This window comes from Streptacidiphilus sp. EB103A (genome assembly GCF_041261405.1).
GTDB lineage: Bacteria > Actinomycetota > Actinomycetes > Streptomycetales > Streptomycetaceae > Streptacidiphilus.
In genome coordinates, this window is sequence record NZ_JBGCAQ010000020.1 from 106,199 (window position 1) to 121,106 (window position 14,908).

The window sequence follows — 14,908 nt, forward strand, 5'->3', positions numbered from 1 at the left end:
GGGGCCAGAGGGCCTTCCGGCTCGGTGCGTGCACGGTCCAGGCAGCAGGATGGACCGAATACACGGGCAGGGAGCAGGAGCGACACTCGATGGATCTGACCAGCAGCACGCTGGAGTACGGCGCAGGGCTGCTGACCATCCTCAGCGTCTGCGCCACGCTGTGGCTCTGGCCGCGGCTGGCCCGCCCCGGGCTGCGCCGGGTGGCCGCGCGGCTGGTGCTGATCCTGGCCTCCCAGCTCTCGCTGGTGCTGCTGGCCGCGCTGCTGCTGAACGCCTACGGCGACTTCTACCCCACCTGGACCGACCTGGCGGGGGGCGGCAACGCCACGGTCACCCTGGGCCGGGTCAGCGGCGGCGGCTCCGGCGGCAGCGAGGAGCAGGTCTCCGACCTCGGCAGCAGGCTGGTACTGCCCGCCCCGATCGGCCCGCTCCAGCGACGTGCCGAGCTGCCGAGCGGGCCGCCCCAGCGCAACGGCCGCTTCAGCGCGGTGACGGTGGTCGGCGAGCGCACCGGCTACCGGCAGCCGGCCTACGTCTATCTGCCGCCGCAGTACTTCCAGTCCGCCTACCAGCACGTCGACTTCCCGGTGCTCACCTCCTACGTGGGCTACCCGGGCAGCATCCAGACCATGGTGGACCGGCTGATGATGCCTCAGATCGCCGCCAGGATGATGCAGGACGGGCAGATGCAGCCCACCATCCTGGTGATCATCTCGCAGACCGTGGCCCCGCCCAGGGACACCGACTGTATCAACGCCCCCGGCGGTCCCCAGGCCGAGACCTATCTCACCCAGGACGTGCCGGCCGCGCTCCGCTCGGCCTACCGGGTCGAGCGCGATCCGCGCGGCTGGGGCCTGACCGGCGTCTCCGAGGGCGCCACCTGCGCGCTGGAGAACACCCTGCGGCACCCCGACGCCTTCGGCGTCGCCGCGTCGCTCGGCGGCGAGTACTGGGAGTACGAGACCTCGACCACCGGCCTCCTCTTCGGCCCCCGGGGCCCGGCCAGGGACACGCTGCTGAACAGCTACAACCTGGTCTGGCGACTGCAGCACCTGCCGGTGCCCGACGTCCGGGTGCTGGTCGCCACCACGGCCCACGGCGAGCACGACTTCAAGGGGACCCAGCTGTTCGTCCACGCGGCGAAGGCACCGCTGCAGATCACCCCGCTGGTGCTCTCCAGCGGCGGCCACAACTACAGCACCTGGAGCCTGGAGCTGGAACCCGCCCTGGCCTGGCTGGGCCAACAGCTCAACCCGCCCACCGCAGCCCCGGTCGTCCCGGCGCCGGCCCCGAGAACCGTCGCCGACGTCCCCGGCCTGGTCGCCGTGCCCGGCTGAGGCTCCGGCTACCGCCGTCGCGGGCTGAGGCACTACCGGGCGATGATCAGGCTCATCGCCTCTGCGCGGGTGGCCGCGTCGCGGAGCTGGCCGCGCACCGCCGAGGTGATGGTCTTGGCGCCGGGCTTGCGGATGCCGCGCATCGACATGCACATGTGCTCGCACTCGATGACCACGATGACCCCGCGCGGCTCCAGTATCCGCATCAGCGAGTCGGCGACCTGGGTGGTCAGCCGCTCCTGCACCTGGGGGCGGCGGGCGTAGACGTCCACCAGCCGGGCCAGCTTGGACAGCCCGGTGATCTTCCCGCTGTGCGAGGGGATGTAGCCGACGTGGGCCACGCCGCGGAAGGGGACCAGGTGGTGCTCGCAGACACTGGTCACCTCGATGTCCTTGACCAGCACCATCTCGTCGTGGCCCAGGTCGAACGTGGTGGTCAGCACGTCCTCCGGCTCCTGCCAGAGGCCGGCGAATATCTCCTGGTAGGCACGGGCCACCCGGCCCGGGGTGTCCCGCAGCCCCTCGCGGTCCGGGTCCTCCCCGACGGCGATGAGCAGCTCCCGGACGGCGTCCTCGGCTCGCTTCTGGTCGAACTCACCGACGGCGCCAGTGGCACCCCCGATGGTCACCGGGTCGGTCATGGATCGTTTCCCTCCAGTAGGAATGCCGCTGCCCCAAGGCTAGAACCTTGGGGCAGCGGCACACATTCCTTGCTATTCCGTGCCGAAGCAGCGGAAATCAGCTCTCCGTGGGCTCCTGCGGGAGCTTCAGGATGTCCACCGGAGCCGGGCCGTCGAGCTGGGCGACACCGTTGGTGAGGGCCAGCTCCCGGGGGGACTGGACCGGCGGACGGGTGGACGGGGTCCGCCGCGCGGAACCGGTCCAGGCCGGGCGGGCCGGGCGCTTGACGATCGGTCGGAAGATCTCCGCGATCTGCTCCTTGTTCAGGGTCTCCTTCTCAAGGAGTTCGAGCACCAGGTTGTCCAGGACGTCCCGGTTCTCGACGAGGATCTCCCACGCCTCGTTGTGGGCGTTCTCGATCAGCTTCTTGACCTCCTCGTCCACCAGCCCGGCGACCTCTTCCGAGTAGTCGCGCTGGTGACCCATCTCACGTCCCAGGAAGGGCTCGGAGCCGTCGGTCCCGAACTTGATCGCACCCAGGCGCTCGGTCATGCCGTACTGGGTGACCATGGCCCGCGCCGTGGTGGTGGCCTTCTCGATGTCGTTGGACGCGCCGGTGGTCGGGTCGTGGAAGACCAGCTCCTCCGCCGCGCGCCCGCCCATCATGTAGGCGAGCTGGTCGAGCATCTCGTTGCGGGTGGTCGAGTACTTGTCCTCGTCCGGCAGGACCATGGTGTAACCCAGGGCCCGGCCGCGGGAGAGGATGGTGACCTTGTGCACCGGGTCGCTGTTCGGAGAGGCCGCCGCGACCAGGGCGTGTCCGCCCTCGTGGTACGCGGTGATCTTCTTCTCCTTCTCCGACATGATCCGGGTGCGCTTCTGCGGACCCGCCACCACCCGGTCGATCGCCTCGTCCAGGGTGCCGTTGTCGATCAGCTTCTTGTCGCTGCGCGCGGTCAGCAGGGCTGCCTCGTTCAGGACGTTGGCCAGGTCGGCGCCGGTGAAGCCGGGGGTGCGGCGGGCGACGACCATGAGGTCGACGTCCGGGGCGACCGGCTTGCCCTTCTGGTGCACCTTGAGGATGTCGTGCCGGCCGGTGAGGTCGGGACGGTCCACGGCGATCTGGCGGTCGAAGCGGCCCGGACGCAGCAGCGCCGGGTCCAGGATGTCGGGACGGTTGGTCGCCGCGATCAGGATCACGCCGCCCTTGACGTCGAAGCCGTCCATCTCGACCAGCAGCTGGTTGAGGGTCTGCTCGCGCTCGTCGTGCCCGCCGCCGAGGCCGGCGCCGCGGTGGCGGCCGACCGCGTCGATCTCGTCGACGAAGACAATCGCCGGGGCGTTCGCCTTGGCCTGCTCGAAGAGGTCGCGGACCCGGCTGGCGCCGACACCCACGAACATCTCGACGAAGTCGGAACCCGAGATCGAGTAGAAGGGCACCCCGGCCTCACCCGCGACCGCACGGGCCAGCAGGGTCTTACCGGTTCCGGGCGGGCCGTAGAGCAGCACACCCTTGGGGATCTTGGCGCCGACAGCCTGGAACTTGGCCGGCTCCTGCAGGAACTCCTTGATCTCGTGGAGCTCCTCGACCGCCTCGTCGGCACCCGCGACGTCCGAGAAGGTCGTCTTGGGTGTGTCCTTGGTGATCAGCTTGGCCTTGGACTTCCCGAACTGCATGACGCGCGAGCCGCCGCCCTGCATCTGGTTCATCAGGAACAGGAACACCAGGATGATCAGCACGAACGGCAGGAACGACAGCAGCAGGCCGACGAAGGCGTTCTGCTTGTCGACCTTGACCGTGTAGCTGCCCAGCTTGTTGTCGGTGACGGCCTGCTGCATGTTGGTCTGCAGCGTCGCCGCGAACTGGTCCGAGGTGTAGGGGGCCTGGATCTGGCTGGTGCCGTCGATCTGCTGGCCGCTCTTCAGCTGAACCTTGATCATTGAACTGTCGCCGGTGGTCACCTGGACCGACTGGGCCTTGCCGTCGTTGATCGCGGCGACGACGGTGCTGGTGTCCTCGGTCTTGTAACCGGCCGAGGAGGACACCACCTGCATCAGCACGACGACGGCGAGGACGGCCAGCACGATCCACATCACCGGCGCACGGAAGTATCGCTTCACGTCCATCCATGCGGGGCGACATATGCCGCCCCGTCCCTCCTGCCACTGTGCGGCGTCCCAGGCGGTCAGCCGTGGGACGCGTCCTATGTATGACCTCGACCGGTTGGTCATCCACCGTCAACCGAAGACAGTGGATTATTGGACGGTACCGCAGCCATTCTCCATGAAAGCCATGAAGCGACTGCGCACCGGTGTCAAACGGCCCTTCCCCGGGTCCAACGGAGGGAAACGCTCCACTGTTCCCCGGCCGCTGTCACCGGCGAACCGTCAGCCGCCGTAGACGTGCGGGGCGAGGGTGCCGACGAACGGCAGGTTGCGGTACTTCTCGGCGTAGTCCAGCCCGTATCCCACGACGAACTCATTGGGAATGTCGAAGCCGACGTACTTCACGTCGATGGAGACCTTGGCCGCGTCGGGCTTGCGCAGCAGCGTGCAGACCTCCAGCGAGGCGGGGCCGCGCGACTGCAGATTGCTGAGCAGCCAGGACAGGGTCAGCCCGGAGTCGATGATGTCCTCGACGATGAGCACGTCCCGGCCGTTGATGTCGGTGTCCAGGTCCTTGAGGATGCGGACCACCCCGGAGGACTTGGTGCCCATGCCGTACGAGGAGACGGCCATCCAGTCCATGGTCAGCGGGCTGTGCAGGGTCCGGGCCAGATCGGCCATGACCATCACCGCGCCCTTGAGCACGCCGACGATCAGCAGGTCCTTGCCCTCGTAGTCGCGGTCGATGAGCTCCGCCAGTTCGGCCAGCTTGGCTTCGATCTCGTCCTTGCTGATGAGCACCTTCGCGAGGTCGGTGCCCATGTCCTTCTCGTCCACCCGCGGTACGTCCTTAAAATCTGGAGTCTCAAGTGCTGGAGATCCGGTGTCTACCGCTCCAACCTTGCCACACCAGGGCGGCCTTACATGCGGCGGAAGGCGAGGCGGCCGGAGCGGCGGCGGAGTTCGACGGCGCCGGGGAGGTGCAGTGGGCCCTGGCCGTGCCAGCCGGTGACCAGCTGGTCCATGGCCTCGACATGGCGGGCGAACAGGTCACCGGCCGGGCTGCCGGCCTGGATCGCGCCCCGGCGCAGCACCCGGCGGCGGACGGCGGGCGGCAGGACCGCGAGAGCGGCGGCGTCCAGGCCCTCGTCGGTCATGGCCTCGGCCTCGGCCTGCGCGGCCCAGGCGTCCAGGGCGTCGGCGTCGTCGCGGAACAGCCGCGCGGTGCGGGCCAGGGCCTCGACCACGCCGCCGCCGAGGTGCTTCTCCAGCACCGGCAGCACCTCGTGGCGGACCCGGGAGCGGGTGTAGGCGGGGTCGACGTTGTGCGGGTCGTCCCAGACCGGCAGATCCAGCACGGCGCATGCCTGCCGGGTGATGCTGCGGTCGAGCTCCAGGAAGGGCCGGCGGTAGCGCCCGGTGGCGGCGGCCATCCCGGAGAGCGAGCGCGGTCCGGAGCCGCGGGCCAGGCCCAGCAGTACGGTCTCGGCCTGGTCGTCGCGGGTGTGGCCGAGCAGGACGACGCTGGCGCCGTGCCGTTCGGCGGCGCTGTCCAGCGCGGCGTAGCGGGCGTCCCGGGCGGCGGCCTCGGGGCCTCCGGCCCGGCCGACGCGCACGCCGAGGGCGTCCACCGGGTCGAGCCCGAGCGCGCGCAGCCGCCCGGCGACCTCGACGGCGCGGCCGGTGGAGCCGTCCTGCAGGCCGTGGTCGACGGTGACCGCGCCGGCCCGCAGGCCCAGCTTGGCGGCCTCGAAGGCGGTGGCGGCCGCCAGCGCCATCGAGTCGGCCCCGCCGCTGCAGGCCACCAGGACCAGGGGCGCGTCCGGCGCGGGGCGGGGGCGGGGGGTACGCAGCTCGGCATGGCGCGGATCGACGTCGCCGACCGGACGGAACACGGGGCGTGACGCCGCGCTGGGATTGGGGATGGCGGCTGAGAAGGTGTCAGGAACCTGGGCGGCGACATCGTTGAGGACCCGGCGTACTGCCAGGCGTATCGCGGCCACTGCGGGATGCGGACCCATGTGTTGATCACTCCTATGAGCGGACCGGAGCGGAGGGTTGATCGGCGCATCGTCCCACACGGTGATATCTCAAAGTGACGGGATGACAACGCTCTGTCGTACGCCGATGGTCGCAGAAGTCTTCCGTGACTTGGCCCACCCGCGTCCCCGCAACACCCATGGTCCCCCCGGAAGGGTGAATCTCTCAGCGGACGCCAGCCACGCAGTCCCCCAGGGGCGCGGGGAACTGCGCGAACAGAAACCACCCTGGACGGGCTACTTGTGCACCCGCGCAACCCAAGCACCGGGTTCGTGAATCTCTTCCTTCGTGGGCAACGTGTTCGGCGAAGTCCACACCCGGTTGAACCCCTCCATCCCGACCGCGTCCACCACCCCGCGCACGAACACCGCCCCGTCCTGGTACTGCCGCATCTTCGCGTCCAGCCCCAGCGCCTTCCGCAGCAGCTGGTCCAGCCGCCCGGTGCCCTTCGCCCGGCGCTTCTGGAACTTCTCGCGGATCTCCGCGACACTCGGCACCACCTGCGGGCCGACCCCGTCCATCACCACGTCGGCGTGGCCCTCCAGCAGCGACATCACCGCGGTGAGCCGCCCCAGGATCTCCCGCTGCGCGGGCGTCTGCACGATGTCGATCAGGCTGCCGGTGCCGCCACCGGCCCCGCTCTCCTCCGTGTCCGACGCCCCGCCGAACCCGGGCAGCGAGCCGGCCGCGTCCCGCAGCCGCTCCAGCAGCGTCGCCGGGTCGATGTCGGTCTCGGCGAGGAACGCGTGGATCTCGCCCTCGATGTGGTCGCGCAGCCACGGCACCGCGGTGAACTGGGTGCGGTGGGTCTCCTCGTGCAGGCAGACCCAGAGCCGGAAGTCGCGCGGGTCGACGTCGAGCTCGCGCTCGACGGCGACGATGTTGGGGGCCACCAGCAGCAGCCGTCCGGGCTGGACCGGGTGCTCGTCGTCGAGCGAGGAGAGGTCGGAGGGGACCTCCGCCGGGGCGAAGGTCTCGTACTGGCCGAGCACCTTGGAGGAGAGGAAGGCCAGCAGCATCCCCAGCTCGATGCCGGTGACCTTGCCGCCCACCGCGCCCAGCGCCCCACTGCCCAGGACGGCACCGCCCGGCAGCGCCGCCCGGCGGGCCTGCATCCGGTCCGCGAGCGGGGTGATGATCGTGCGGAAGCCGGCCACATTGGCCTTGATCCAGCCGGGGCGGTCCACCACCAGCACCGGAGTGCCCGAGGCGCCCGGCGCCTGCATCCCGGTGAACGCTCGGACGTGCTCCTCCGCCTCGGCCGCGTACAGCCGGAGCTCCTTGACCGCGGCGCGTGCCTCCTCCCGGGTGACCTCGGGTCCCGGACGTGCCAACCGGGTCGCGGTCGCCACCGCGAGATTCCAGTCGACCATGCCTGTCGCGTCTGCCGCGTCCGCCATATCCGCACCGCCGCTCTGGCTCGTCATGTCAGCAACCGTACGTGCTCCTGCCCTTTAGCGGCAGCCGCATACTGCGACGCGCCCGGCGAGACGGTCCAGGGCGTTGCGGGCGGCGGTCACATCGCCGCTCGCGTTGGACATGAAGGAGAAGGCCAGCAGCCTGCCGTCGCGGTCCATGACAAGCCCCGCAAGGGTGTTGACGGTACTCAGGGAGCCGGTCTTGGCCCGGACCAGTCCCACTCCGGAGTTGCTGCTGTCGCCGGCGAAGCGGTCGGCGAGGGTGCCGGTGTAGCCGGCGATCGGCAGTCCGGTGACGACGGCGCGCAGTTCCGGGTGGGCCGAGGAGGCGGCGAGCAGCAGCAGCTTGGTGAGCACGGCGGCCGGGATGCCGTCGTCGGCGGAGAGTCCGCTGGCGTCGACGAGGCGGGTGCTCCCCAGCGGAACGCCGAGCGCGGTGAGGGCCTGGGTCACCGCGGCCGCGCCGCCGGCGAAGGTGGCCGGCCGGCCGGAGGCGAGGGCCGCCTGGTGGCCGAGGGCCTCGGCGTAGTCGTTGTCGCTCGCGGTCAGCATCTGCTCGACGATCTCGCTCAGCGGCTGCGACCGGACCTGGGCGAGCGGCGCGGCGGCCTTCACCGCCGCGGACACGGTGGTTCTGGACGGCGAGCTCTGCTGGACGGCGATGCCGCGCTTGACGAGCAGCGCGGCGAACCGGGCGGCGGCGGTCGCGGCGGGGTCGCTGTACCGGGGGGCGTTCTCGGTGCTGTTGGGGTCGATCCGGCCCTCGTCCACGGTCAGGGCCTGGACCAGCGCGATGTTGTCGCCGACGTTCGCGGCCGGGGTCTGCGCGGGTCCGCTGAACAGGGAGATGTCGTACCCCAGGCGCACCGTGCTGGAACCGCTCGCTTTCAGGGCCGCAGCGGTGCGGTCGGCCAGCGTGGCGAGGCTGGCCCGGGGGTCGGCGCCGCTGGTCGGGGCGGCGGTGAGGGTGGGGTCGCCACCGCCGACCAGGACGATCTGGCCGGGGGCGGTGCTGACCACCCGGGTGGTGAAGCGGTGCTCGGGGCCGAGCAGGGAGAGGGCGGCGACCGAGGTGGCGATCTTGTTGGTGGAGGCGGGCGCCTGCGGGGTGTCCTGGCCCTTGGCGTAGAGGGTCTTCCCGGTGGCGGCGTCCACGACCGAGGCGGTGAACTGGCCGAGCACCGGGGCGGCCAGGGCCGGGCCCAGCGCGGCGGCGAGGCCCTTCGCGGTGGGAGCGGCGTCCACGCTGCCGCTCGGCCCCGCGGTGGGGCTGCCGCCGACTGATCCGTCGACCGAGCTGCCGACGACGGCCCCGCTCAGCACGGTCTGCGGCGCGACCCAGGCCGGTCGGGGCACGGGCCTTGGTCGGACCTGCGCGTACCCCCCGCGGTAGACCACCGCCCCCCGGGCCCACTCCCACTCGGAGGTCCGCTGGCCGCCGTGCCAGGGGCCGGCGGCGGCGACACCACCCGCCGCCAGCGCGAGTCCCACCGCCCCGGACACCGCCGCAACGGTCCGCGTCGGCGCCTGCGCGTAGTTCCGCGCCGCAGTCCCCCACCAAGAACCCATCCGGACCTGCCCCTTTCCCGAGCACCCCTTGCTGTAGGAGACACTATTGGCTGCGAACGACTGACTGCGCACATCTATAGGAAGCAATGGAGGAGCTGTGGAGTTCGACGTCACGATCGAGATTCCGAAGGGCTCGCGGAATAAGTACGAGGTCGACCACGAGACTGGTCGCATCTTCCTGGACCGGATGCTCTTCACCTCGACGCGCTACCCGGCCGACTACGGCTTCGTCGAGGGCACCCTCGGTGAGGACGGCGACCCGCTGGACGCCCTGGTCATCCTGGAGGAGCCCACCTTCCCCGGCTGCCTGATCAAGTGCCGTGCGATCGGCATGTTCCACATGACCGACGAGGCGGGCGGCGACGACAAGCTGCTCTGCGTCCCGGCCTCGGACCCGCGCTGGGAGCACCTGCGCGACATCCACCACGTGTCGGAGTTCGACCGCCTGGAGATCCAGCACTTCTTCGAGGTCTACAAGGACCTGGAGCCCGGCAAGTCGGTCGAGGGCGCCCACTGGGTCGGCCGCGTCGAGGCCGAGGAGGAGATCGTCAACTCCATCAAGCGCCTCGCGGACTCCGGCCAGTCCCACTGACCGCCCCGCACCGCCCCACCGCCGCCTCGGCCCCAGTTGGTTGTTCGACGGGAGCCGGGGCGGCGGTGCGGCGCTGAGGGGCCGTCAGGCCTAGCTGAGGTCGATGCGGACCGTCAGCAGGTTGGTGCCGAATGCCTGGACGGCGGAGCTGTTGGAGCGGGGCAGGGTCCTGAGCCGGGCGCGGGGGTCGTCCTCCGGGAGCAGGTGCGCGGTACCGGTGTACCAGGTGCCCTTGATACGGACCCGGACCTGCGGGTCGGCCTGGATGTTCCTCACGTACTGCGACTTGTCGCCGTACTCCGAGACCAGCCAGAACGCGTCTTCGATACGGCGCCCGCCGACCGGGGTCTGCCTGGGCAGCCCGGACTTCCGCCCCTTGGTCTCCAGCAGGACCTGACTCGGCATCCGCCTGGAGAGCGGGTTGGCGATCCTGCGCTGGAACGTTGTCACAGCGCGGAACTTGAGCTCGTGATAGCGCGACACACCGCCACCCTATCCCTGGCGTTCGGCTCGGGCGAAGAGGATGGCGCCCGGGGCGCTCCCCTCCGGGTCGAGCAGCATCTCGGCCTCGACGGTGAAGCCGGCGTCGCGGAGCCAGGCGCTCAGCCGGGCGGGTCGGCGGCGGTGGACGTGGACCTTCATGGGGTGGCCGCCGTAGCCCTCGGTCTTCAGACGCGACCCGTCTCCCATGTGAAAGCCGATCAGCAGGGGTGCGCCGGGGCGCAGGGCTCGCCTGAAGCCGTCGAGGACAGCCGGGATCTCGTCGTCGGGGACGTGGATCAGCGACCAGAAGGCGAGCGCGCCGGCGATCGAGGCGTCGACGAGGTCGAGGTCCGTCATCGAGCCCACCTCGAACCGGAGTTCGGGGTGGTCCCTTCGGGCCACGTCGACCATCCCGGGCGAGACGTCGATGCCGAACGCGTCGACGCCCAGTTCGTGCAGGTGGGCGGTGACGTGGCCGGGCCCGCATCCGATGTCCGCCACCGGCCCACCGCCGGCGTCATGAACCGCTTCGGCGAACAGAGCCAGCGCGGCCCGGAGGTACGGCTTGTCGTCGAGCGCATCGCGCAGTCGGTCGGCGTAGCTGACCGCGACCGTGTCGTAGGAGGTACGGGTGTCGGCCAACCAGCCGTCCGAGTTCATGAGACGACACAGTATGAGACGACACGGTGGTGGGCCGGTGTCAGGGGCGGGCGTAGAAGTTGGGGGTGCCCATGATCCAGAGGCTGGCGACCTTGACGACGTCGCCGGTGCGGGGGGCCTCGATCATCTGGTCGTCGCCGAGGTAGAGGGCGACGTGGTGGATGTCCTGGGGGGTCCCGTCGTGGGACCAGAAGACCAGGTCGCCGGGGCGGAGACTGCTGTAGGAGAGCGGGGTCGAGCGGGCGTACTGGTCGGCGGCGAAGTGGGGCAGTTCGACGCCGGCGCGTTGCCAGGAGCGCATGGTGAGACCCGAGCAGTCGTAGGTCCCCGGGCCCGCGCCGCCCCAGACATACGGGAGGCCGAGCTGGGCGCGGGCGAAGGCGACGGCCGCCGAGGCGTCGCCGGGGCGGTACGGGGACGCGTCGGAGGAGTGGCCGGCGGCGGCCGCCAGGGCGGCCTTGCGGGCGGCGTCGGCTGCCGCCTTGGCGGCGGCCTCCGCGAGGGCCTGCTGGCGGGCGCCGGCCAGGGCCACGGAGATCTGCTGGGCGGCGGCGAGCTGCGCCAGCAGGGTGGTGCGCTCGGCGGCGAGCCGGGCGACCTCGGTCTGCTGGGCCGTCAGCTGCGCCTGCATCTGCTGCTGAGCCTGCGCCACCTCGGCGGTGGCCGCCCGTGCGGCGCCGGCGGCTCGCGCCGCGGCGGCGGAGGACGCGGTCGCGTCCGCGGAGGCGGCGGTCGCGGTGTCCACCACCCTGCGGGTCTCGTCGACGACCGAGCGGACCGCCTCCCGCCGGACGCTGGCGGCGTGCATGTCCCGGGCCGAGAGCAGCCCGGCGAAGGCGGCGAGACCGGGCCGAACATCGCCGCGGTACTGGGCGGCGGCCAGGGCCGCGGCGGCGGCGCGGGCCGTATCGGCGGTGGCGGCGGCGGTCGCTGCCGTGCGCTGGGCCTCGGCGGCCTGCGCCTCCGCCTGCTGCTGGTGCAGCACCGCGCCGTTGTGCCGTTCCACGGCCTGCTCGACCCGGATGTCCATGGCCTGCGCGGTCGCCTGCGCGGCGGCGAGGGCCCGGGTGGCGGCGGACGCCTCGCCGGCGCGGCGGGCTGCCGCCTGCTGGGCGGCTTGCACCTGGTCGGCGCTGGGCGGTTGCTCGTCTGCGAGGGCCGCACCGGCGGGGAGGAGTCCGAGGACCAACGCGAGGGCTAGGGTTCGGCTGCGCACGCGGGAGCACACCTCCTGAGCGGGGCTTAACTGACGACTCGTCACCAGTGTTGTCACAGGTACGGGAGGTTCGCAGCGAACGTGCCGCCAGGTGGGGGGGCTTGTCGCGCAGTTCCCCGCGCCCCTATCGGGGCGCGGGGAACTGCGCGAACAGAAACCATGCAGCCCCGTGCACCTCACCCCCGACGGCGAGCCGCCCCCCGCCGTGGCCGCCCCGCGGTGACCGTGCTGCGGCGGGCCCTCGCGGCCCGGAGGCGGCGGATGCGTTCGTCGTCGTGCGCGGGACGCGCCGGCCGCTCCAGCTTCGCGGCCATGCGTTCGGCGAGCAGGTGGGCCCGGGTGGGCCGTACTCCGGGGGGCGTCGGTTTGCCGGCGATCAGGTCGAAGAGCCACTGCCGGGCGATGTCGGCGCGACGGTGCCAGCGGCCCTCGCGCCGCCTCGCCCGGGCGAACTTGCGCGGGTTGCCGGTGTAGCGCCAGCGCGCCCACGGGCTGTTGGGCCGGGCGAGCCGGACCGCGGCGATCCAGGAGACGCCGGGCAGCATGATGCCGATCATGCCGCTCCAGAACTTCCCCTTCAGCAGCGTCGCCACGGTGAACAGCGCATTGGCGCAGATGATCCCGATCAGGCCCCAGCGGGCGTTGCTGTCCGGGGTGACGCCCAGCGGCAGGTAACCGACCAGCAGCAGCCCGGTCAGAAGGATGCCGACGATGACCGCGTCCACGGATTTGCGGCCCTGCTCGCTCCAGTAGACGTCCTCCAGGTGCAGCAGCAGCGCGAACTCGTCCAGCACCAGTCCGCAGCCGACGCCGAAGACCAGGCCGAAGGCGTCCAGCCAGGGGTGGGTCCCGGCGGTGGCGAACGCGCCGATCCCCCCGAGCAGCAGGAAGAACATGCCGAAGACGACATGGTGGATGTGCAGGCCGCCGGGGGTGACATTGCCCGGCCACCAGCGCACCCCCCGGCGGATCATGCGCACGCTGAAGCGGATGAACAGGAAGGAGCTGATGAAGCCGACCAGGACCAGGAACAGCGGCTGCTTGCCCGGGTCCTGGATGTGCCGGGCGTAGAGCTCCCAGAAGTGCTGCCACATGGTCGTCTCTCCCTTCCGGCCCGGTCCGTCAGAACCCGCGGGTGCGCTTGGCGGCGCGGCGCACCACTGCGGGAGCGTCGCCCTGGGGGACCCTCAGGAACATCCGGGCCACCTCGCCGCCGAGGTTCACCCCGACGGCCAGGGCCAGGGCGATGGCCGCGGCCCGGCTGATCGAGACCAGGCCGTTGATCGGCTCGCCCTTGGCGAAGGAGAGCAGGCCCAGGTAGATCACCGAGCCCGGCATCAGCGGTCCCAGGGCGGCGGTGACGTACGGCAGCGAGGAGGCGTAACGGTAGCGCGAGGCGAGCTGGCCGAACAGGCCCACCGTCCCGGAGGCCAGCCCGGTGGCGATGATCGGCGAGAGCCTGCCCTCGACGGTGAGCACCCCGTACACCGCCCAGCCGATGCCGCCGAAGCAGGTGACGAAGGGCAGCACCCGGCGGGAGGTCTGCAGCAGGACCGCGAAGAACAGGGTGAGCGCCATCGCGGCGGGCAGTTGCAGCGCCGGGAACGCGTGGGTGGCGAAGGTCTGCTCGGGGTGCAGCGAGGCGCTGACGTTGACGCCGACGTAGAGCACCAGCAGGACGCCCAGGACGATGCCGACGACCAGATAGAGCACCTCCAGCAGCCGCGCCGCCGCGGTGATGTAGAAGCCGGTGAGGCCGTCGGCGACGGCGGCGACCAGGGCGCGTCCGGGCAGCAGCGCGAACAGGCCGCCGGTGATCACCACCGAGCCGCGCAGCCCGGAGTCGCCCAGGGTGAGCACCACGCCCATCCCGGCGGCCGGCATGGCCGCGACCACGAACTGGTAGAACTCCGGCAGTCCCTTCCTGGCGACGCCCCAGGCCAGCCGGTCGCCGATGACCGCGGCGACGAAGGCGGCGGCGAACACCAGCCAGGCCTGGGCGTCGCCCCTGCCGCCGACCAGCAGCGTCGCCGAGCCGGCCAGCAGTCCGGTGCCCAGCGACAGCACCCAGCCGGGGTAGGGGTGCCGGTTGCGGCGGATCTCGGCGAGCCTGCGGTAGGCGTCCTCGGTGCTGACCTGCTCCGCGGTGATGTCGGCGACCAGCCGGTAGACCGCACCGAGCCGGGTGTAGTCCGAGCCCCGGCGGCGGACCACCCGGGAGGCGGTGACCGGCGGCTCCACCAGTGAGGGCTGGTACGAGATGGAGATCAGCGTGAAGGTGACCTGCGGCTCGCAGCGGTCCAGGCCGTAGGCGTGGCTGACGCCCAGCATGGCCGCCTCGACGTCCTCGGCGCTCTCGCCGCTGGCGAGCAGCAGCTCGCCGATACGGAGCGTCAGGTCGAGGACGCGGGGCACGTTGGGGCCGACCTCGGCCTGCTCGGGGGCGGCGGTGCGCTCGAAGGCGGGGCGTTCGTACATGGGGGTGCGCAGCAGGGTGCGCATCCGGTCCGGCCAGGGGGCGGCGCCGGGGGCGCCGACGGTCAGCTTGGTGAGGGAGATGCCGGAGGGAGGGGTGTAGCCGAGGGCGACCCAGTCCTCGCCCGGCGGCGGGACGGGCGCCGGGCTCTGCTCCAGGGACGAGGGTGTGGTGCCCACGGGTTCGGCGTGTCCGAGCAGCCCGGGGGTGACGGTCCCCCGGGTGTCGTCGTCCTGCTCAGGCTTGCTGCCCTCGGGCACCCTCGGCTCCTTGTCCCTCTCAGCTCCTGAATGATTGGAGTCGGGCTCAACTGTGCCTGATCAGGCGGGGTGACGCACACCTGCGGGTTGACGCGGCCCCGGCTCAACGAAAGGGGCGACCATCGGTTAC

General features: G+C 71.5%; 13 protein-coding genes. 2 read left to right on the forward strand and 11 right to left on the reverse strand.

Annotation, left to right across the window (positions count from 1 at the left end; all coding sequences use genetic code 11):
• Positions 1-89 precede the first annotated feature (89 nt).
• Positions 90-1,337, forward strand: coding sequence for an alpha/beta hydrolase (locus ABH941_RS30205; RefSeq protein ID WP_370132742.1), 1,248 nt, complete (start codon positions 90-92; stop codon positions 1,335-1,337).
• Between the two features lie 32 nt (positions 1,338-1,369).
• Here the strand turns inward: ABH941_RS30205 and folE are convergent, their stop codons facing one another.
• The 6 genes from folE to dacB all read right to left on the reverse strand — a co-directional run bounded on the left by folE (position 1,370) and on the right by dacB (position 9,091).
• Positions 1,370-1,978 (reverse strand): GTP cyclohydrolase I FolE, encoded by a 609-nt coding sequence (folE, locus tag ABH941_RS30210; protein WP_370132743.1) that lies wholly within the window; start codon positions 1,976-1,978, stop codon positions 1,370-1,372.
• Between the two features lie 97 nt (positions 1,979-2,075).
• A complete protein-coding gene (ftsH, locus tag ABH941_RS30215) occupies positions 2,076-4,085 on the reverse strand; it encodes an ATP-dependent zinc metalloprotease FtsH (protein ID WP_370132744.1) in 2,010 nt (669 codons plus the stop codon).
• A gap of 261 nt (positions 4,086-4,346) precedes the next feature.
• A complete protein-coding gene (gene hpt / locus ABH941_RS30220; RefSeq protein ID WP_134003385.1) occupies positions 4,347-4,901 on the reverse strand; it encodes a hypoxanthine phosphoribosyltransferase in 555 nt (184 codons plus the stop codon).
• 83 nt (positions 4,902-4,984) lie between these two features.
• Positions 4,985-6,085, reverse strand: coding sequence for a tRNA lysidine(34) synthetase TilS (tilS, locus tag ABH941_RS30225; protein WP_370132745.1), 1,101 nt, complete (start codon positions 6,083-6,085; stop codon positions 4,985-4,987).
• A gap of 255 nt (positions 6,086-6,340) precedes the next feature.
• Positions 6,341-7,531, reverse strand: coding sequence for a zinc-dependent metalloprotease (locus ABH941_RS30230; RefSeq protein ID WP_370132746.1), 1,191 nt, complete (start codon positions 7,529-7,531; stop codon positions 6,341-6,343).
• A 27-nt stretch (positions 7,532-7,558) separates the two neighbouring features.
• Positions 7,559-9,091: a D-alanyl-D-alanine carboxypeptidase/D-alanyl-D-alanine-endopeptidase gene (gene dacB / locus ABH941_RS30235; protein ID WP_370132747.1), complete on the reverse strand. Its 1,533-nt coding sequence runs from the start codon at positions 9,089-9,091 to the stop codon at positions 7,559-7,561.
• A 97-nt stretch (positions 9,092-9,188) separates the two neighbouring features.
• Here dacB and ABH941_RS30240 point away from each other — a divergent pair, with 97 nt between their 5' ends.
• Entirely contained in the window at positions 9,189-9,683 is a 495-nt protein-coding gene (locus tag ABH941_RS30240) for an inorganic diphosphatase (protein ID WP_030254020.1), read from the forward strand.
• A 90-nt stretch (positions 9,684-9,773) separates the two neighbouring features.
• On the opposite strand, the gene ABH941_RS30245 is transcribed toward ABH941_RS30240, so the two are convergent.
• From ABH941_RS30245 to ABH941_RS30265, 5 genes are all read right to left on the reverse strand, one after another.
• The gene (locus ABH941_RS30245) at positions 9,774-10,166 is read right to left on the reverse strand and encodes a nitroreductase/quinone reductase family protein (RefSeq protein WP_370132748.1); all 393 of its coding nucleotides are present in this window, start codon (positions 10,164-10,166) and stop codon (positions 9,774-9,776) included.
• Between the two features lie 9 nt (positions 10,167-10,175).
• Positions 10,176-10,826 carry a class I SAM-dependent methyltransferase gene (locus ABH941_RS30250; RefSeq protein WP_370132749.1) on the reverse strand — a complete coding sequence of 217 codons (651 nt, stop codon included), beginning with the start codon at positions 10,824-10,826 and terminating at the stop codon, positions 10,176-10,178.
• Between the two features lie 40 nt (positions 10,827-10,866).
• Positions 10,867-12,042, reverse strand: coding sequence for a C40 family peptidase (locus ABH941_RS30255; protein WP_370132750.1), 1,176 nt, complete (start codon positions 12,040-12,042; stop codon positions 10,867-10,869).
• A gap of 176 nt (positions 12,043-12,218) precedes the next feature.
• Positions 12,219-13,136 (reverse strand): hypothetical protein, encoded by a 918-nt coding sequence (locus tag ABH941_RS30260; protein ID WP_370132751.1) that lies wholly within the window; start codon positions 13,134-13,136, stop codon positions 12,219-12,221.
• 28 nt (positions 13,137-13,164) lie between these two features.
• Positions 13,165-14,778, reverse strand: a complete 1,614-nt coding sequence (locus tag ABH941_RS30265; protein WP_370132752.1) for a threonine/serine exporter ThrE family protein — start codon at positions 14,776-14,778, stop codon at positions 13,165-13,167.
• Positions 14,779-14,908: the final 130 nt, after the last annotated feature.

Coding starts and splice junctions, on each gene's coding strand:
- ABH941_RS30205 (WP_370132742.1), top strand. CDS start 90: ATGGATCTGACCAGCAGCACGCTGGAGTACGGCGCAGGGCTGCTGACC.
- folE (WP_370132743.1), bottom strand. CDS start 1,978: ATGACCGACCCGGTGACCATCGGGGGTGCCACTGGCGCCGTCGGTGAG.
- ftsH (WP_370132744.1), bottom strand. CDS start 4,085: ATGGACGTGAAGCGATACTTCCGTGCGCCGGTGATGTGGATCGTGCTG.
- tilS (WP_370132745.1), bottom strand. CDS start 6,085: ATGGGTCCGCATCCCGCAGTGGCCGCGATACGCCTGGCAGTACGCCGG.
- ABH941_RS30230 (WP_370132746.1), bottom strand. CDS start 7,531: ATGACGAGCCAGAGCGGCGGTGCGGATATGGCGGACGCGGCAGACGCG.
- dacB (WP_370132747.1), bottom strand. CDS start 9,091: ATGGGTTCTTGGTGGGGGACTGCGGCGCGGAACTACGCGCAGGCGCCG.
- ABH941_RS30250 (WP_370132749.1), bottom strand. CDS start 10,826: ATGAACTCGGACGGCTGGTTGGCCGACACCCGTACCTCCTACGACACG.
- ABH941_RS30260 (WP_370132751.1), bottom strand. CDS start 13,136: ATGTGGCAGCACTTCTGGGAGCTCTACGCCCGGCACATCCAGGACCCG.